Annotated in this window: 21 protein-coding genes; 7 read left to right on the forward strand and 14 right to left on the reverse strand. The window is 41.4% G+C overall.

Going from position 1 to position 17,416, the window contains the following annotated elements; translation table 11 throughout:
- Positions 1-67 precede the first annotated feature (67 nt).
- From recA to OFN98_RS05465, 6 genes are read left to right on the forward strand one after another with little or no spacing between them, the layout of a single operon-like run.
- Entirely contained in the window at positions 68-1,105 is a 1,038-nt protein-coding gene (recA, locus tag OFN98_RS05440) for a recombinase RecA (RefSeq protein WP_270858502.1), read from the forward strand.
- Positions 1,105-2,355, forward strand: coding sequence for a phosphopyruvate hydratase (gene eno / locus OFN98_RS05445; RefSeq protein WP_270862959.1), 1,251 nt, complete (start codon positions 1,105-1,107; stop codon positions 2,353-2,355). Before recA ends, eno begins: the two co-directional genes overlap by 1 nt.
- The gene (locus OFN98_RS05450; protein ID WP_270871139.1) at positions 2,355-2,912 is read left to right on the forward strand and encodes an FtsB family cell division protein; all 558 of its coding nucleotides are present in this window, start codon (positions 2,355-2,357) and stop codon (positions 2,910-2,912) included. Before eno ends, OFN98_RS05450 begins: the two co-directional genes overlap by 1 nt.
- The gene (locus OFN98_RS05455; protein WP_270874317.1) at positions 2,909-3,643 is read left to right on the forward strand and encodes a hypothetical protein; all 735 of its coding nucleotides are present in this window, start codon (positions 2,909-2,911) and stop codon (positions 3,641-3,643) included. The genes OFN98_RS05450 and OFN98_RS05455 overlap by 4 nt, the downstream gene beginning before the upstream one ends.
- Before the next feature lie 9 nt (positions 3,644-3,652).
- Complete coding sequence (locus OFN98_RS05460; RefSeq protein ID WP_270874318.1) at positions 3,653-4,285, forward strand: NAD(P)H-dependent oxidoreductase; 633 nt, start codon at positions 3,653-3,655, stop codon at positions 4,283-4,285.
- A 10-nt stretch (positions 4,286-4,295) separates the two neighbouring features.
- The gene (locus OFN98_RS05465; protein ID WP_270874319.1) at positions 4,296-4,913 is read left to right on the forward strand and encodes a hypothetical protein; all 618 of its coding nucleotides are present in this window, start codon (positions 4,296-4,298) and stop codon (positions 4,911-4,913) included.
- A gap of 75 nt (positions 4,914-4,988) precedes the next feature.
- Here the strand turns inward: OFN98_RS05465 and OFN98_RS05470 are convergent, their stop codons facing one another.
- The 7 genes from OFN98_RS05470 to rpmJ all read right to left on the reverse strand — a co-directional run bounded on the left by OFN98_RS05470 (position 4,989) and on the right by rpmJ (position 9,878).
- A complete protein-coding gene (locus tag OFN98_RS05470; RefSeq protein ID WP_270874320.1) occupies positions 4,989-6,794 on the reverse strand; it encodes a Na/Pi cotransporter family protein in 1,806 nt (601 codons plus the stop codon).
- 154 nt (positions 6,795-6,948) lie between these two features.
- Positions 6,949-7,305 (reverse strand): 50S ribosomal protein L17, encoded by a 357-nt coding sequence (rplQ, locus tag OFN98_RS05475; RefSeq protein WP_270874321.1) that lies wholly within the window; start codon positions 7,303-7,305, stop codon positions 6,949-6,951.
- A gap of 9 nt (positions 7,306-7,314) precedes the next feature.
- Positions 7,315-8,334, reverse strand: a complete 1,020-nt coding sequence (locus tag OFN98_RS05480; RefSeq protein ID WP_270874322.1) for a DNA-directed RNA polymerase subunit alpha — start codon at positions 8,332-8,334, stop codon at positions 7,315-7,317.
- Between the two features lie 10 nt (positions 8,335-8,344).
- A complete protein-coding gene (rpsD, locus tag OFN98_RS05485; protein WP_270858511.1) occupies positions 8,345-8,971 on the reverse strand; it encodes a 30S ribosomal protein S4 in 627 nt (208 codons plus the stop codon).
- A gap of 18 nt (positions 8,972-8,989) precedes the next feature.
- On the reverse strand, positions 8,990-9,382 hold the full coding sequence (rpsK, locus tag OFN98_RS05490; protein WP_270864765.1) for a 30S ribosomal protein S11: 393 nt from the start codon (positions 9,380-9,382) through the stop codon (positions 8,990-8,992).
- Between the two features lie 10 nt (positions 9,383-9,392).
- Entirely contained in the window at positions 9,393-9,761 is a 369-nt protein-coding gene (gene rpsM / locus OFN98_RS05495; protein WP_270858513.1) for a 30S ribosomal protein S13, read from the reverse strand.
- Between the two features lie 3 nt (positions 9,762-9,764).
- Entirely contained in the window at positions 9,765-9,878 is a 114-nt protein-coding gene (gene rpmJ, locus OFN98_RS05500) for a 50S ribosomal protein L36 (protein WP_270858514.1), read from the reverse strand.
- A gap of 248 nt (positions 9,879-10,126) precedes the next feature.
- Here rpmJ and OFN98_RS05505 point away from each other — a divergent pair, with 248 nt between their 5' ends.
- On the forward strand, positions 10,127-10,732 hold the full coding sequence (locus tag OFN98_RS05505) for a lactate utilization protein (RefSeq protein ID WP_270862949.1): 606 nt from the start codon (positions 10,127-10,129) through the stop codon (positions 10,730-10,732).
- A gap of 257 nt (positions 10,733-10,989) precedes the next feature.
- On the opposite strand, the gene OFN98_RS05510 is transcribed toward OFN98_RS05505, so the two are convergent.
- The 7 genes from OFN98_RS05510 to OFN98_RS05540 all read right to left on the reverse strand — a co-directional run bounded on the left by OFN98_RS05510 (position 10,990) and on the right by OFN98_RS05540 (position 17,382).
- Positions 10,990-11,574, reverse strand: a complete 585-nt coding sequence (locus OFN98_RS05510) for a hypothetical protein (protein ID WP_270874323.1) — start codon at positions 11,572-11,574, stop codon at positions 10,990-10,992.
- A 151-nt stretch (positions 11,575-11,725) separates the two neighbouring features.
- Entirely contained in the window at positions 11,726-12,526 is an 801-nt protein-coding gene (hisIE, locus tag OFN98_RS05515; RefSeq protein ID WP_270874324.1) for a bifunctional phosphoribosyl-AMP cyclohydrolase/phosphoribosyl-ATP diphosphatase HisIE, read from the reverse strand.
- 63 nt (positions 12,527-12,589) lie between these two features.
- The gene (locus tag OFN98_RS05520) at positions 12,590-13,672 is read right to left on the reverse strand and encodes an SPFH domain-containing protein (RefSeq protein WP_270874325.1); all 1,083 of its coding nucleotides are present in this window, start codon (positions 13,670-13,672) and stop codon (positions 12,590-12,592) included.
- Between the two features lie 8 nt (positions 13,673-13,680).
- The gene (locus tag OFN98_RS05525; RefSeq protein WP_270874326.1) at positions 13,681-14,607 is read right to left on the reverse strand and encodes a branched-chain amino acid transaminase; all 927 of its coding nucleotides are present in this window, start codon (positions 14,605-14,607) and stop codon (positions 13,681-13,683) included.
- 468 nt (positions 14,608-15,075) lie between these two features.
- Entirely contained in the window at positions 15,076-16,062 is a 987-nt protein-coding gene (locus tag OFN98_RS05530; protein ID WP_270874327.1) for a phospholipase A, read from the reverse strand.
- A complete protein-coding gene (gene mobA, locus OFN98_RS05535; RefSeq protein WP_270874328.1) occupies positions 16,052-16,603 on the reverse strand; it encodes a molybdenum cofactor guanylyltransferase in 552 nt (183 codons plus the stop codon). Before mobA ends, OFN98_RS05530 begins: the two co-directional genes overlap by 11 nt.
- A 2-nt stretch (positions 16,604-16,605) precedes the next feature.
- Positions 16,606-17,382 carry a hypothetical protein gene (locus OFN98_RS05540; protein ID WP_270874329.1) on the reverse strand — a complete coding sequence of 259 codons (777 nt, stop codon included), beginning with the start codon at positions 17,380-17,382 and terminating at the stop codon, positions 16,606-16,608.
- Positions 17,383-17,416 lie beyond the last annotated feature (34 nt).

Consider the following 17,416-nt stretch of genomic DNA (forward strand, 5'->3'; position numbering starts at 1 on the left):
ATATTACACAACCTATTATTAAAGTTATTTTGCTAAAATCAGCGGTAAATTTTTTTTAAGGAACACTATGGACGAAGGAAAGAAAAAAACCCTTGACGCCGCGCTAAAATCGATTGATAAAGCGTTTGGCAAAGGCACTTTGGTTCGCCTTGGCGATAAGCAAGTCGAGGCGATCGACGCGATATCCACAGGCTCAGTCGGCCTTGATATCGCCCTTGGAATCGGCGGCGTGCCAAAGGGCAGAATTATCGAAATTTACGGACCAGAAAGCTCTGGTAAAACTACTTTGACACTTCATATCATCGCCGAGTGCCAAAAGGCTGGCGGAATTTGCGCATTTGTCGATGCCGAGCACGCGCTAGATGTCAAATACGCCGCAAATTTGGGCGTGGATACAGACAATCTATATGTGAGCCAACCAGATTTTGGCGAGCAGGCCCTTGATATCGTCGAAACCCTAGCCAAAAGTGGCGCGATTGATTTGATAATTGTAGATAGCGTCGCAGCACTTACGCCAAAGAGCGAAATCGACGGCGATATGGGCGATCAGCATGTAGGACTTCAAGCCCGCCTTATGAGCCAAGCTCTTCGCAAACTCACAGGCGTCGTGCATAAAATGGGCACAACCGTGATTTTCATCAACCAAATTCGTATGAAAATCGGTATGACAGGATATGGAAGCCCAGAGACCACCACAGGCGGAAATGCGCTGAAATTTTACTCATCAGTGCGTATTGATATCCGCAAAATCGCCACTCTTAAACAAAACGAAGAGCCAATCGGCAACCGCGCGAAGGTAAAAGTGGTCAAAAACAAGGTTGCTCCGCCGTTTAAAGTGGCAGAATTTGACATTATGTTTGGCAAGGGCGTTTCCAAAGTCGGCGAATTGATTGATTATGGCGTCAAACTCGACATTGTCGATAAAAGTGGCGCGTGGTTTAGCTATGGTGATACGAAGCTTGGTCAAGGCAGAGAAAATGCCAAAATTTACCTAGAAAATAACCCAAGCGTGGCCGATGAAATTCTAGGCAAAATAAAAGAACAAATGGGAAGCGAAGGCGTGAATTTAAGCGATTCTAGCGATGATGATAAAGGAGAAGAATAATGGTATTTGTAGAAAATGTGTATGCAATCGAGGTTTTAGATAGCAGAGGTAATCCGACGGTCAAAGCCACAGTCGAGCTAAGCGACGGCACGGTAGCGAGCGCAGTAGTGCCAAGTGGGGCAAGCACTGGCAAAAGAGAGGCTTTGGAGTTACGCGATAAAGACGCGAGATTTGGCGGAAAAGGCGTGTTAAAAGCGGTCGCTAATGTAAATGAAGCAATCGCTGAGGCAATCGTGGGAGCCGATGCGTATAATCAAAAATTTATAGATGATACTATGTTGGAGCTTGACGGCACCGAAAACTACTCAAATTTAGGCGCAAATGCTGTTTTGGGCGTATCTATGGCAGTAGCTAGGGCAGCTGCAAAAAGCCTAAATATGCCACTATATCGCTATTTGGGTGGCGCAAATGCCAGCATTTTGCCTGTGCCGATGTTTAATATCATCAATGGTGGCGCACACGCAAACAACAGCGTGGATTTCCAAGAATTTATGATTATGCCGTTTGGTTTCGATAATTTCAGCGACGCTTTGCGCGCAGCGGCTGAGATTTATCAAACTTTAAAGAAAATTCTAAATGACGCAGGTCATAGCACGGCTGTGGGCGATGAGGGTGGTTTCGCGCCAAATTTAAAAGACAACGAAGAGCCGATTAAAATCATTATGAGCGCGATTGAAAAAGCTGGATACAAACCAGGCGAGCAGATTAAAATCGCCCTAGATGTCGCTTCTAGCGAGCTTTACGAGGACGGAAAATACAAATTAGAAGGCAGAGAATTCACAAGCGAAGAGCTAATTGAATACTACGCGAATTTGTGCGAAAAATACCCAATTTTCTCTATCGAAGATGGCCTAAGCGAAGACGACTGGGACGGCTGGAAAAAGCTAACCGAGCGCCTTGGCAAAAAAGTGCAACTCGTGGGCGATGATTTGTTTGTAACAAACGAGAAAATTTTGCTAGAAGGTATCAAAAAAGGCGTGGCAAATGCGATTTTGATTAAACCAAATCAAATAGGCTCTGTTAGCCAAACCATGCAAACCGTGCGCCTAGCGCAACGCAACGGCTATCGCTGCATTATGAGCCACAGAAGTGGCGAGAGCGAGGACGCGTTTATCGCTGATTTTGCGGTCGCGCTAAATACAGGCGAAATCAAAACAGGCGCTACTTCAAGAAGCGAACGCAACGCAAAATACAACCGCTTGCTTGAAATCGAGTGCGAAAGCGACGAATTTTTAGGCAACAAACTATAATGCTTTTTAAAAAAAAGGGTAGTGGTGCGCGCGAGCTTGGCTCTTACGCCCAGCGCGCACAATTTGGCGATGATAGCGAAATTTTAAGCCAAATCGGTGCTAAATTTTACGATGAGCAAGAGGGCAAAAGTGAAAATTTAGCCCGGGATTTCTACGAGCAAGAATTTGGCGCAAATTCGGCGCAAAAGCCAAATTCGGGCGCAAATTTTACGCCAAATTCTAGCCAAAATTCAGGCGCGAAAACGCGCGCCCCGCAAAGCCCAAATTCTCAAAATTCTCAAAATTCGCCAAAATTTAGCAAACCTAGAAATTTCAGAAAAATCGAATCGCCATTTAAAAAGATCGCCATTGCGCTTTGCGGGCTAGTGGCTATCGCTTACGCTGGATTTTTCTTATACGATGTGCTTTTTGGCAAGCGCTCGTTGGAGGTTTTGCGCGATTTGCAAAAGCAAAAGGCGTTTTTGTTTTCGGATATTGAGAGGCTAAAAAGCGAAAACGCCGAGCTTCAAAAGACATATTTGGAGCGTCGTTTGCTGGATCCGGATTTGGTTAAATGAAAATTTTACTACCCTTTTTATGCGCAGTTTTACTGCTAGCCGATACGAATTCTAGCGCGAATTTAGACGCAAATTCCACAAACAAAGACAAAAATTCAAGCGCAGAGCAAAATTTAAGCACGCCTAAATTTCAAGTCATAAAGCCCATAATCCCGCCAGATGACTTCACCTCGCAGCTCTTTTCGCTCCCCTCAAACGCCAAAGTAATCGAGCAAATCATAGTGCGTTATAGCGACGAAAATGGCGCAACACAGGAAAAAATCATCGACATAAATCGCTCTGTGGATTGGCGAGATGATTTTATGCTAAGTGCGCGAGCTAAACCTGCGCTTTCTAAAATTTTAGATGTTTCTGTCACTTCAAATGACCCAAATTTAGAGCAAAACGGCGGTATTTCTATGCCTAAGCCATATTTTACGCCACGCCTTGATTTGCCGTTAGAGACGATTAAATTTGACGATAAATTGCAGTTCGTTATCAAAAATCATAGTCTTGAAATCATCACAAAAGATGAGATCAAATCCCTCGACACAAACAAAAGCAAATTTGCAAAAATCGAGCTTTTTAGGGACGAAATGAAGCTTAGTCAGGCTGGATTTATGGTAAATGTGGGCGGGTTTTATGACATTAATATTACCAGAGATGAGGGGTTTTACAGCCTCGAAATCAGCGGCGAATCAAACGCTAGCTTTGAGAATTTCGCCAATGGCTACATAATCAAACTAAAATAAGGAGAGAGTATGACACATACAGAAATTTTAAATTTTCGCCACGCATGCAAAATTTTTGACGAAAACAAAAAAATATCAGACGAGGATTTCAGAGCAATCCTAGAAGCTGGAATTTTGGCTCCAAGCTCGACTGGGCTTGAACAATGGGATTTTTTAGTTATACAAAATGATGAAATGAAGCAAAAAATTTACAATCTTTGCTGGAAACAGCCTCAAATCACCACCTCAGCGCGCCTTGTCGTAATCATGGCGAAAATTTCTGAGCTCAAAAACGGCAGCGAATACATCGCCAAAATGATTTCTCGCCGTGAGGACAAAAGCACAGAAGAGCGCGAAGCAAGGGTGAAATTCTACGATGAATTTTTAAATGCAAATTTCAAAAATGACGATGAATTGCTATTTGGCTGGTCGCACGCTCAGTGTATGTTCGCAGCGATGACTATGATGAACGAGGCTGGAAGTCGTGGGATCGATAGCTGCGCAATCGAGGGGATTGATGATAGGCTTGAACTCACAAGAGTGCTAGGATACGAGCCAAACGACCGTCGCGTGGCACTCGTGCTTCCGTTTGGATACCGCGTAAATCCACAGCCTAAAAAACTACGCCGTGCATTTGACGATGTCGTAAAAGTGATAAAATAAAGGAAATTTCGTGAAAAAGCTTTTTTCTTTTGCCCTTGTTTGCGCGCTTTTTGCTGGTTGCGCGCACAAGGCCGAGTTCAAAAACGGCGCAGATGTCGCCCCGTATGATGAAAATATCCTAGTCGCAAACGCCATGCAGGAAGCCCAAATTTATACCCCGGCTGAGATTATGAGCGAGCAAACTTTCATCTCTTCAACTAGCCTTGGCAAAAAAAAGGATCTAACCCTTAGCCTTGGCGAGTTTGTCAGAGGCGAGACAAAGCGATTTATCGGCTCGTATTTGTTGCGAGCAAATACGATAAGCGATGAAAAACTCATAAGCCCTAGCGCGCTTTTAATCGTTCCGCAAATCAGCGATTTTAAATTTGGCTTTTATAGCGCAGACGGCTTCGATGTGACGGCAAAACCATTTATTAGCTACGATTTGAAGCTTAAAATTCTAAAAAACGGCAAGCCGATTTATAATAAAACAATCTCTACAAACGAGAGAAATTTCGGCGACAGCGAGTTTTTCGGCGGTGGAGATGGCTCGTATGAGCAACTAGCCGAAATTTTCCAAAAAGCCCTTGCCAACGACTACGCAATCCATGCCAGAGAGATTATCGATACGATAAATTTAGCGGATTAATCCAAATGCCCCTTTACCAAAAGGGGCTAAATTTGGCGCGAATTTACTACTTAAATTTGACATAAAAGCGAAATTTCACGCCTCTTTTGGGCGCAGATTATCGCGTATGATTTCAAAATCATCGTTTTCTTTGCCGTAATTAAATGTAATTTCCACGATTTTTAAAAGCCTAGAAGTGATTTCATTGACGATTTCCATATCGTTCATCAGCGAGGTCGCCATTTTGTTTGAAATGAGCTTTTCGGCTAGAAGTTTATCGGGTGCGAGCGCGCTTTTGCGGTATTCTTCAAAAAGCGCCCTAAGCTCCTTCATACCCTCTTTGCTATCGATTTCGAAATCGCGCAAACTCTCCATAATGCGGAGCATTTTTACGATTTTTGCGCGCAATTTGTCGTATTCGGCGCGGATATGTTCGTTCGATGAGCTCATAAATTTAAAGATATTTGGCTGGATTAGTTTGACATCTTTTAGCGTTTCGGCTAAAAGCAGGCTTGCCCTGCGGATATTCATAAAGCGCGTCAAATCGCTGTCTTTGGCGTTTGCGCTAGCGCCGATGAGGTAGTCTGTGATTTGCGAGTAAAGCTCTTTGAAGCGGTTTTCGTAAAGCTCGTCGAAATTTATCTCCTTTGGCTTCGAGCGTTTGGCGATAATCTCGGCTGAGCCAAGCTCTGAGCTAAGGTCATTTTTGCTAATGCTGATGGATTTTGCCACGATTGAGACGGTGTTAGAATACAACCTGCCCATTTCTTTGATAAGCAGGATAAATGCCGTATTTGGCACCTTTTGCGCGTTTTCGTCGAGAAATTTTGCCTTGATGATTTTGGCGCGTTTGACCTTGCCGGTGATGATTTTGTTTAGTAAAATTTCGAGTTTTGAGATCAGTGGATAAAAAATCATGCACCCAAAAGTATTAAAAATCGTGTGAAAAACAGCGAGTTTGAGCGCGTAATCATCGCTTTTTATCCCCACATACGCACTCACCCAGTCTGTGGCAAGCACAAAGTATTTTATCAGTGCGATCACCAAAACAGCCGTGGCGACATTGAAAATCACATGGCCAAGCATTAGCTTTTTTCCGTCGAAATTCGCCGAAAGTGAGCCGATGACTGCCACGATTGTGCTTCCGATATTTGAGCCAATGGCGATTGCGATTGCGTTTTCGTAGCTTATCTGCGATGCGCCAAGAGCTGCGATGACAAGGGCGAGCGTAGCGTGCGAGCTCTGGGTCAGTATCGTAATGACAATACCCACAAATGTGTAAATCAAAAGCCCGCCAAACCCGCTCATAGCGTATTTTGCTAGATCGACCGTCTCTTTGATCTCCTCAAATCCGCCCTTCATATAGTGGATCCCTAAAAACAAAAGCCCTAAGCTAAATAAAAAATAGCCAAAACTTTTGGAATTTTGGTTTTTGGTGAATAAAAACAGCGAGCCTAGGATTATCAGAGGCATTGCGTAGTATGCGATTTGCGTTTTTAGCCCCAGTGCAAAGAGCCAACCGCCAGAAACCGTGCCTAAATTTGCCCCGCAAATGATAGCTAGTCCAGCGCTAAGCCCGATTAGCCCCGCGCTTAAAAACGATATCGCAAGCACGCTAACTAGGCCACTTGATTGCATGATAAAGGTCGTGATAAACCCAAAAAGAAAGCTTTTAAATTTGCTAGAAGTTACGCTGTGTAAGAAATTTTCGATTATACTTAGACCGCTTAGGGCTTGATTTAGCAAATTTATCGCAAAGATAAAAATGCAAATTCCAAAGGCGATTGTCATAAAGCTTTTTGAATACGCCATTAGCGCACAGGCGATGATAAGGATAAGGCCAAAGGCGATTTTGCGCCTTAAATCAATTAGTTTTTTTAAAAAATCATTTTGGATTTGCAACTTTTTCCTTTTTTTATTTTAAGGCTTTTAAAAGTCGAAATATTACAATATTTTGCGTAAATTTGGGATTAAAATCTAAATTTAAAGGTTGAAATTTAAAGGCAAATTTGATGAATTTTAAAATTTAAAATTCGGGATTTCTCCCGAATTTTGATTATTTGCTAATTAGCTCGATGTATGCCATCTCAGCTGCGTCGCCACGGCGAACGCGAGTTTTGATGATACGAGTATAGCCACCATTTACGCCCTCGTATTTTGGAGCGATTTCGGTAACTAGTTTGTTTGTTGCGCCTTTGTCTTGTAATGCAGCGAAAACAAATTTATGAGCTTCGCTATCGCCTTTTCTAGCTCTTGTGATTAGTTTTTCAGCATAACTTCTAAGCTCTTTTGCCTTAGGAAGCGTTGTCTCGATTTTGCCGCTATTTACTAGTGCGATAGTTAAATTTTTTAGCAGTGCAGCACGATGAGACGAAGTGCGACCTAGCTTTCTATATCCGTGATTGTGTCTCATTTATTATCCTTAATTTTTTGATTGTGCTTTAAGCTCTTCAAGCTTTTGTTTAAGGCTATCTTTTTTGCTTAAAAATTCTGGTTTATCATTACTCAATGGATAACCGATTTCTTCCATAATGCCTTTAATCTCTTCAAGAGATTTTTTACCTAAATTTTTAAGGTCTTTTAGCTCTGATTCGCTCATAATAGCGATTTCACCGACAAATTTAATATCGGCTTTTTCTAAGCAGTTAAAGCTTCTTGCACTTAAATTCAAACTATTAATGCTTTCAAATAATTTAGCAAATTCTGAATTTGTAGGGATTTGTTTTCCCAAAGTATCAGAAATATTGATATTTACTATGCCTTTGAAAACGCTTAGTTGTTGATACATAGCCTCTAACGCATTTTTAAATGCGTCGATTGCGCTTACTTGTCCGTCAGTTGTGATCGTAAATACTACTCTTTCGAAGTCTGGGTTATCCTCGACTAGGACATTTTCGATATCATACACTGCTTTTGTAACAGGCGTAAAGAAAGCGTCAAGCGCGATATAATCGCTATCAAGAGTGCCTCTTATCTCTTCGCTTGGAACATAACCAATGCCCTTTTCTACGATTAGAGTAAATTTCAAATCGGCATCTTCGTTAATAGTAGCCAAATATGCGCTAGGATTTACTACATCGACCAAATCGTTGGCAAGATCGCTTCCGCAAATCTCTTTTGGTCCTTTGAAGCTGTATTCTACAACCTCTCTTTTTGAATCGCCTTTGATTTTAAATCTTAGGCTTTTCAAATTTATGATAAATGCAGCAACATCTTCGAGCATACCTCTCATACTATCAAATTCGTGGGTTACACCCTCGATTTTGACAGCAGTCGGAGCGAATCCGACGGTGCTAGTATATAGCAATCTTCTTAAAGGGTGAGCCAGAGTGACGCCGTATCCTGTCTCAAAAGGATATGCTACGATTTTAGCAACATTTTCGCTGACATTTTCAACCTTTAATTCAGTTGGCATATGAGCTGATGTTGTAATTTTTCTCATGTTTCACCTACTATTTAGAGTAAAGCTCTACGATAAATCTTTCCTCGACAGGAATAACTATTTCATCTCTTTCTGGAACGCGTGAGAAAATTCCATATCTTTTCTCTTTCTCTACATCGACCCAAGCAACGATACCTGTTTGAGCTGTCAAATCAACCGCTCTTGAAATTTGAGGATTGTTTTTGCTTTTTTCGATAACTTCGATTTTTTGTCCAGCTTTTACATTGTATGATGGGATATCTAGTCTTTTTCCATCGACTAAAATATGTCCGTGAGTTACAAGTTGTCTTGCAAAACGGCGAGTTGTAGCAAAGCCCATTCTATAAACTACATTATCAAGTCTTTGCTCTAATAGTTGGATTAAAATCGCACCTGTGTTTCCATCGCGACGAGCAGCTTCTGCGAATAGTTTGCGGAATTGTTTCTCGCTAACGCCATACATAAATTTAGCTTTTTGTTTTTCTCTTAATTGTGAGCCGTATTCGCTAAGTTTAGCGCGTCTTTGTCCGTGTTGGCCTGGCGCATAAGGTCTTTTTAGAAGAGCGCTTTTTCCAGCTAGTCTTCTTTCGCCTTTCATAAATAAATCAACGCCTAGTCTTCTTTCTAATTTTTCAACTGGTCCTGTATATCTAGCCATTATATTCTCCTAAATTTATTATACGCGGCGGCGTTTTGGTGGTCTGCAACCATTGTGAGCCAAAGGAGTAATGTCTTTTAAAAATGTAACTTTAATACCCTCAATAGCACCCACGCTCTTTACAGCAGTTTCTCTACCGCTACCTGGACCTTGAACTTTGATACCAACTTCTTTAATGCCATGCTCTTTTGCTTTGCCAAGCGCATCTTCTACTGCTTGTTGAGCTGCGTATGGAGTTGATTTTTTGCTGCCTTTAAATCCTAGTCCGCCAGCACTGCTCCATGCGATAGCATTTCCCATTTCGTCTGTAACTGTAATCATTGTGTTATTAAATGTAGCAGAGATATAAACGATACCTTTTGCTATATTTTTTCTAACGGTTTTTTTCTTAACAACTTTTCTTTTTGCCATTTCTCAATCCTTATTTAGTTGCCGCGCCGACAGTTTTGCGTTTGCCCTTGCGGGTTCTAGCATTTGTCTTTGTTTTTTGACCGCGAACAGGAAGACCTTTTCTGTGTCTTAAACCTCTATAACCACCCAAATCCATCAAAGCTTTGATATTCATCGCAACTTCTTTTCTAAGATCACCCTCAACCATATAGTTTTCTTGGATCTCTTTGCGGATTGTAGCAGCCTCATCTTCGCTTAGATCAGCAACTCTTTTGTCGTAAGAAATGCCAGTGGCATCAAGAATTTTTCTTGAAGTGAAAAGACCTATACCATAGATATAAGTTAGGCCATACTCAATTCTTTTTTTCTTTGGTAAATCAACACCTGCGATACGAGCCATAACTTATCCTTGTCTTTGTTTATGTTTTGGATTGTCACAAATTACATGGACAACACCTTTGCGTTTGACGACTTTACATTTGTCGCACATCTTCTTAACAGAAGGACGAACTTTCATCCTACACTCCTAAAATTTTATTCCGCTTAATGCAACTTGCACTTAGGTTTAACGAATTTCAGGCGAAAGTATCAAACCAACTGTTTTCAAAATAGCGGTGATTTTGAAAACACTTCTTCACGCAGTTAGTTGCAAAGGGCAGAATTTATCCAAATTTAGCTTTAAATTTACTTATTTAACGCGCAAAATTTAAATTAAATTTTTGCAAATTTTGATAAAATAACCAAATTTTATTTCAGGGGGCAGGTATGAATTTCGACAAAATAACCAAAAATTTGGAAAAATTAGGTTACAAGGTCAGCGCTTTTGAGAGCAAAGAAAAGGCTGTGGAGTATCTAAATATCTATATCCACGATGTCAGCGTGGGCTTTGGCGGTTCGATGAGCGTCAAGGAAATGGGGTTGTATGAGAGCCTCAGAGAGCACAACGAAACCTACTGGCACTGGCTACTTGACAAAAATCTCAGCGTCGATGAAACGCGCAAAAAAGCCCTTACGACCGATGTTTATATCTCGTCTGTCAATGGCATTTCAGAAGACGGCGAAATCATCAACATTGACGGCACCGGCAACCGCATAGCAGCGATTTGCTACGGGCACAAAAAGGTCTATTTCATCGTGGGCAAAAACAAAATCGCGCCAGATTTTGATAGTGCGATGAGCAGGGCTAGAAACATAGCCGCCGTGAAAAATACAAATCGCTTTAAATCAAAAACCCCATGTGTCGCAAACGGGGATAAATGCTACGACTGCAAGAGCAAAGAGCGTATGTGTAGGGGGTTTAGCATATTTTACTATCCGCCGTATGGCTGTGAATACGAAGTGATTTTGATCAACGAAAATTTAGGATTTTAAGCAAATTTCGCTGTTTTGCCTGAAATCACCTAAACCAAATCCCTACAATAATAAATTCAAAGCGTTTAAATTTCAATTTGTAATGAATTTAAACGCTAAATTCGCAAATTTCGCGCCATAATAAATTTTATTCTAATCCTAAATTTAGGCAATTTTGCGAAGAATTAAAAAAACATTTAATCTCATCTCTTTTGATTGTAGTTGTAAAACTAACAATTAGACAAAAAATTACAAATATCCAAGTTAAAATCTGTTTTTTATTCATAAACTTCCTTTCTGAAATTTTCAGGTTTATTTCCTTTAAAATTTAAAACAAAAATTAAAATTAAGAAAAACAAACTTGCCTTTAAACAAAAAAATGTCGTTTTTTCATTTCTTTCTGGTTCTTTGAGCTTGTTTTCATAATCGTATTTTATGTAAATTATTCCATTTTTATCTTCGAGTTGCAATATGTGGTCGTAGTAAAACAAAATATCTGGTTCGCTGTAAATTTTAACTCTCTCACCAATAAGTTTTGAGTAAATTTCTCGCTCACTTTTTCGAATTTGATAAAATTTATGCTCTTTTTCGTTTAAGTCCAGTCGCAAAGTCCCGCCAGTGCCCTTTGCTTTATACCACGCTGATTGTAAAATTCCTTCGTTTATATCGAGATTTTCGAGCGTTCTTGGATTGTAAGACAGTGCCTTTAAATATCCCAACACTACAAGATAAAGAAAACAACCGATTAAACCTAATGACATTATCGAAATTACGGAGCTAAAAACGGATTTTGGTTTTTTAAAAACTCTGTAATAAAAAATCAAGTAAATATAGCTATTTAGCCAACGATTTTTCAAATTCAATTTTATCCTTTGAACTTTCATATTTTTTAACTCCGAAATTCGAAGTAATCCAGTAAAATTTAGAGAGAATTTGAATTTTTAAATTAAAAATTTATGTGAATTTCCCCGGATTGCTTCACTTCGCTCGCAATGGCGACGAATTCGCAGGATTTTATTTTTCCTGCCTTGAATTTTTCTCCTCTATCCCACTGATACCCTCACGGCGTGCAAGCTCGCGCAAAATCGTCTCAGGGTGGATTCCATGATCCCCCAAAGCTACAAGCATGTGAAAAATAATATCCGCGCCCTCGTAAATCGCGTCGTATTCTGGCTCGCCTGCTCTATGCTCGCCAAATTGCGCCCGTTCGGCCTCTGACGCAGATTTTGCACGGGTTAAATCCTTGCATGCAAGCGCGAACTCGCATGCCTCTTCGGAGATTTTTTTAAGATAGCTATTTTCGCCTTTTTTATAGAGGCTTGCGACATACGATTTCGCAGGGTCTGCGTTAAATTTCCTATCCAAGCAAACATGGTAAATTTCATCTAAAATATCATAAGGCGAAATTTTGCGCGCAGTTTTGGGCGCAGTGTTTTCATCGCCCAAATTTTGCGAATTTTGCGCCAAATTTTGCAAATTTTTCGCTAAATTCTCGCCAAATTTTACTTCGTTAAAAAAACAGCTTTTCGCTCCCGTATGACACGCCACGCCGCCTTTTTGCTCTACTTTGAGTAGCAGAGTATCGTTGTCGCAGTCTAAAAACGCAGATTTTATGATTTGCTCATTTCCGCTTGTTTCGCCCTTTTTCCAAATGCGATTTTTTGTGCGCGAAAAATAGTGCGCCAGCCCCGTTTCTAGCGAAAGCGCAAGCGCCTCTTCGTTCATATAACCAAACATCAAAACAGCCCCGTCGCTGTAATCTTGCACCACCACTGGGAGCAGGCCAGCGACCTTTTGCCAATCAACCTTAATCATAAAATCTCCGTTTTTGATAAATTTACGCGATTTTGCAATCCCGCATGGGGATTGCAAAATTTATTATTCGCTAATCGCCGATTGTTGCGGTTTATTTTTGGTATCGACCCAGATATTTGGCACCGCACCGCCTGGGGTTAGGAAAATCTGCGTGTCTTTGTTCTCACGCAAAGCCTCGTTGAATTTCGCCTGAGTTTCGATTTGCTTTAAATTTAACAAATTTTGATTTAGGCTTTTTGCGATTTCAGTATTTGCATACGCTTGTGCCTCAGCTTCGATTTTTACAGCGTCTGCCTTACCTTGCGCTTCGATTTTTACAGCATCAGCGTTACCTTTTGCAAGGGCTGCTTTTTTAAGCGCCTCTTGATTAGCCCTTTCGACTTCGTATTTTGTGCGCTCAGCCTCTTGTTTTGCGATTTGCACACGCTCGATTTGCTCTTTGATTTTTGGCGGTAGGATAATCTCACGAAGTTGCACAGCACGAAGCTCCACAGGCGAATTTTTAAGTGCGTCGATATTCGAGCGAATTCCTTGATCAATCGCCTTAGCAATCTCTTCACGCTTAGTCGGAAGCTCCTCAGCTGGGTAGTTGCCGATGACGCTACGCACGACATCTTTGACGCGAGGATCGATGATTTTATCCTCCCATAAAAGCCCCCACTCCGCAATCGTCGCAGGCGCGGTGCTCTCGTTTAGTTTATACTGCACGGTGATATCCACGCTTACTGGCAGGTTACGAGAGTCTAGCACTGAAAGCGAATTTTTGCGGATGATTCCACCGATACTTCCGCCACTTGCCCTGCTTGTAGCCATATCCTCGTTGCTAGTGTAGTTGATGATTCTCACGCGCGTATCAATCACAAAAATATCTTGGATAAACGGCACGAAAAAGTGGATTCCAGCGCCTAGCGGTGTGGGATCGTATTTACCCAAATTTGACTTAATGCCAACCTCGCCTGATTGGATAGTGGCAAATGGTTTTGCAATGATAAAAAGCGCGACAATAGCGATTAAAAAGTAGAAAAATCCGCCGAATTTAAAGCCGCCTAAATTCTGCAAATTTGGCCCCTTAAAGCTAAATCCACCATTTTCGTTGCCACCATTTTTTTTATTTTTGTTGAAATAATCATTTAAATCTGCCGGCATAATTATCCTTATTTGATGTATGCGAGCCAGTGCTCAAATTTAGGGTCTTTGCCAGTAACGACCGCGAAATACGCTTTTTGCAATTTGCTTGTGATCTCGCCCATTTCGCCCTTGCCGATAATGCGTCCGTCGATATTGCTAATCGGCGTAACCTCAGCGGCTGTGCCTGTGAAAAACGCCTCATCGGCTGCATAGACTTGATCGCGCGAAATGCGTTGGCGAAGGACTTTTATGCCCAAACTCTCGGCGATTTGGATAACTGAGTTTTGAGTGATTGACTCCAAGCTAGTATCGTTTGGCGGAGTGATTAGCGCGCCGTCTTTTACGATAAACAAGCATTCCCCTGGACCTTCTGCGACGAATCCTTGTGGATCAAGTAGTAGCGCCTCATCGTATCCAGCATCGACTGCTTCGAAATTTGCCATTTGTGAGTTGAAATAATTCGCACTCGCTTTTGCCTTAGCCATCATTGAGTGTTGAGCAGGTTTCGCCCAAGATGAAATTTTCACCTTAATGCCCGCTCTTAGGGCTTCCTCGCCCATATACGCGCCCCATTGCCACGCAGCTACGATTGTATCGACTGGGACATCTTTTAGTGAAACGCCCATAGAGCCGTATCCTAGGTAGATTAGTGGGCGGATATAGACGGTTTGGTCGAAGTCGTTTTTGGCTACGACATCGATTTGCGCCTGACGCAGCTCATCGAAGCTATAAGGGGTTTTGATTAGGCAGAGTTTGGCTGAAACTAAAAGTCTTTTTGTGTGCTCATCAAGGCGAAAAATCGCATAACCCTTGTCTGTCTTGTAGGCCCTTACGCCCTCAAATACTGCGTTGCCATAATGAAGCGAGTGGCTTAAAACATGCGTTGTAGCCTCAGCCCATGGGATTAGCGAGCCGTTTTTCCAAATTAAATTTGCCGGTTGAACCTTTGCCATTTTACATCCTTTTTTGAAATTTAAACCTGTGATTTTATCTAAAATTTTATAAATTTTGACTTTTCAAATTCGTTTAATCTACTACCCAAAGAAATGCGAAGCATTTCAGTAAAATTAAATCAGCTAAATTTAGAAAAACGAAGTTTTTCTAAATTTAGCCACCTTAAAAGCGTCGTCGGGGGTTGGGGGTTTGTAAGGGGGAAGGGGCGCGACCTCGCAATTCAAGCCCCCTTCCCCCTTACAGAGAATTCCACGGCGCAGGTTAAATTTACAAAATCGTTCAATGCTAAATTTGGGTTGAATTTTGAATTTAAATTTTACTGGATTGCTTCGAAAACTTCGTTTTCTCGCAATGACAGCGAATTTGGCGCAAGGAATTTTAAACTCGTAGATTACCACGAATTTTGCTAACGAAAAATTCTCGCAATGACAGATTATACAAAATTCAAGGTCAGTATTTAGCAAAATTTAAAATTCCACAAACGAGACGCCAAGGCCGATTTTATCGACACTTTTTTTATAATCCGCTAGACTTTCAGCGTATCCGCTAAAATACCTAAAATACCCATAAAGCCCGCTGTTAAAGAGTGGAAATATAAAATCAAGCTCGATTGCACCGCGATTTTGCGAGTTTAAGCGCAGATTATTGCGCCATTTGGCCATGACTTTGTGTCGCCCGAAGCTATACGAAGCGCGCAAATCCCCATAGCCCATATACTCGCTAATGTCCTTGTTGCGCTGATCTAGCCCGAAAGCATACCAAAGTCTTGGCGTGATTTCAAAGCTCCCAAATCTCCACGAACTTTGCGCATAAAGATGATTTATCGAGCGCGAATCCGCCCCGTCCTTGCCGTTTGATTCGTGCAAAACGCCAAGTTTTAGCTCGTCGGCAAAGTCTGGCGTCAGACTCATAAAAAGCTCTGGCTTGTAGTTATTTTCCCTAAATGGCGCGCTATCAGCGGTGATTTGCCACCACGAATTTTGTGTGTAAGCAAAGGAAATTTTCTCGCCAAAGCCAAAATAATCATAGCTTATAGGTCGTTCAAAACTAAACGCAAAGTGCGCTTCATTGGGGCTACGACCCTCTTTTTTATGGTGATCGTGAGTAAAAACTGCGTAAATTGGCTCGTAATATTTAATGCCCAAAAATTCGCTAAAATTCTGTTTTTTGCTTGGTTTTGGCGTGAAATTCAAGTCTAAATTCGCTAAATTTTGCTTTAAATTTTGCTTTTTTGGATACCGCGCCGAAATTTCATTTGAATTTGACGCTAAATTTGGCTTTGAAATTCCGCTTGAATTTTGCGCGCTAGTGTTTGCAAGAGCTAGTTTTTTGTAATAAATCATAGCGTTTTTATAATCGCCCTTTGCCTCAAAATCCCTAGCTTTCGCCAAAATTTCGCTATCATCTGCGCACAAAACGCTAAATAGCGCCAAAAATAAAATTTTAGTTTTCAACTTTTTCTAAATCGCTTTCGTAATTGATATTTAAAAACTGCGCTTTATCTTCAAATTTTAAAATTTCACTATCGCAATAAGTAATAAATTCGCCGATTTTATGGTTGTTTTCGCGGTAAAATTTCAGCGCACGCTCCGCCAAATCCCCGCTAAAAAATCCGCATAAATTATGCGTTTTTTCGCCATCACTTGCAAGCGAAATCTCAGCCCTGCTCTCCCAAAGCGCGCGGATTGCCTCTTCGCTCACAAATGGCGTATCAGCAGGCACGATGAAAACCCTTTCCCCAGCAAACCCCTTTAACGCCGAATACAGCGCGCCCATAGGCGAAAAATCCTCAAAATCATCTTTTATCAAAGGAAGTGCGGGGCTAAATTTTTGCGATTTTGCGCAGACGAAAACCTGCGAAAAAATGCGCGAATACCTTTTGAAACAAAAATGCGTCATACTAGGCTCGCCCAAAAATGGCTCTACCGCCTTATCTCTGCCAAAGCGAGAGCTTTTGCCGCCGCACAAAATCACGCAAATTCTAGGCTCGCCCAAGCCTATCCTTCTTGCATATATTTTGCCTTGCCAAGCGCGTTATTTCCGATGAAATGATACAGGCTTGGGGCTTGAAGTTTGGCTAGTTTTGGGTATTTTTGCCTTAGTGTTTTCCAGATATCATAGACCCTCATGCCACTTTTATACAAGCTCATAATCTCGTCGAAATGCTCATCATACAGGCTTGGTTTTTTAAGAAGCGAAATTTTGCGCCCCATATCGAGTTTGGCGTTGGCTTCGATAAACTCATGGATTTGCGCCTCTGTGATTTTGGTAAAATCCTCAGGGTATTTTTCCCTCATTACTCGCAAAATATCTTTATCTGAAATGCCCTTGAAATGGAGCTTTTTAAGCTCAAATTTATACGCTTGCAAAAGTTCGTTTTTGCTCTTTGCGATTGCGCGAATTTTGTTTTTTTCGTCCTTACAATTCGTAGCGATGAAGTGCGTTAGCCCCGAAGCGCTCACAGATTTTTTAAACTCCTCGTCCTTCTCGCCGATATGGGCTAAAATCGCTTTGACCGTGTATCCCCTTGAAACCAGCTCCTCGATATCTTTCGCGTATGGAGCATAGTCGAATTTCGCACGCGAAAATCCGGTTTGCGCGGTGATTTTTTTGTAAATTTTCGTATATTGCGACTTGTTAATATAATTTTTTTTCAGGGCTTTTCGAAGCTCTGCGCTAATCGCGCTAAAATCATCATACGACGCAATACTTGTAATCAAATCAGATTCATTTACGACACTGCCATCTACTACAACAATACTTACAACCTTCATACCGCCCTCCTTAAAATTTGTCCTAAAAGCCTTT

The sequence above is a fragment of the Campylobacter sp. JMF_15 NE4 genome (assembly GCF_027737645.1).
In the GTDB taxonomy this organism is placed as follows: Bacteria; Campylobacterota; Campylobacteria; order Campylobacterales; family Campylobacteraceae; genus Campylobacter_B.

Excerpts from the sequence above, each read along its gene's own strand:
- OFN98_RS05450 (WP_270871139.1), top strand. The coding sequence starts at position 2,355 with ATGCTTTTTAAAAAAAAGGGTAGTGGTGCGCGCGAGCTTGGCTCTTAC.
- OFN98_RS05505 (WP_270862949.1), top strand. The coding sequence starts at position 10,127 with ATGAATTTCGACAAAATAACCAAAAATTTGGAAAAATTAGGTTACAAG.
- rpsM (WP_270858513.1), bottom strand. The coding sequence starts at position 9,761 with ATGGCTCGTATCGCAGGTGTTGATTTACCAAAGAAAAAAAGAATTGAG.
- rpsD (WP_270858511.1), bottom strand. The coding sequence starts at position 8,971 with ATGGCTAGATATACAGGACCAGTTGAAAAATTAGAAAGAAGACTAGGC.
- recA (WP_270858502.1), top strand. The coding sequence starts at position 68 with ATGGACGAAGGAAAGAAAAAAACCCTTGACGCCGCGCTAAAATCGATT.
- rpmJ (WP_270858514.1), bottom strand. The coding sequence starts at position 9,878 with ATGAAAGTTCGTCCTTCTGTTAAGAAGATGTGCGACAAATGTAAAGTC.
- rpsK (WP_270864765.1), bottom strand. The coding sequence starts at position 9,382 with ATGGCAAAAAGAAAAGTTGTTAAGAAAAAAACCGTTAGAAAAAATATA.
- OFN98_RS05540 (WP_270874329.1), bottom strand. The coding sequence starts at position 17,382 with ATGAAGGTTGTAAGTATTGTTGTAGTAGATGGCAGTGTCGTAAATGAA.
- eno (WP_270862959.1), top strand. The coding sequence starts at position 1,105 with ATGGTATTTGTAGAAAATGTGTATGCAATCGAGGTTTTAGATAGCAGA.
- hisIE (WP_270874324.1), bottom strand. The coding sequence starts at position 12,526 with ATGATTAAGGTTGATTGGCAAAAGGTCGCTGGCCTGCTCCCAGTGGTG.
- OFN98_RS05455 (WP_270874317.1), top strand. The coding sequence starts at position 2,909 with ATGAAAATTTTACTACCCTTTTTATGCGCAGTTTTACTGCTAGCCGAT.
- OFN98_RS05460 (WP_270874318.1), top strand. The coding sequence starts at position 3,653 with ATGACACATACAGAAATTTTAAATTTTCGCCACGCATGCAAAATTTTT.
- OFN98_RS05520 (WP_270874325.1), bottom strand. The coding sequence starts at position 13,672 with ATGCCGGCAGATTTAAATGATTATTTCAACAAAAATAAAAAAAATGGT.
- OFN98_RS05525 (WP_270874326.1), bottom strand. The coding sequence starts at position 14,607 with ATGGCAAAGGTTCAACCGGCAAATTTAATTTGGAAAAACGGCTCGCTA.
- OFN98_RS05480 (WP_270874322.1), bottom strand. The coding sequence starts at position 8,334 with ATGAGAAAAATTACAACATCAGCTCATATGCCAACTGAATTAAAGGTT.
- rplQ (WP_270874321.1), bottom strand. The coding sequence starts at position 7,305 with ATGAGACACAATCACGGATATAGAAAGCTAGGTCGCACTTCGTCTCAT.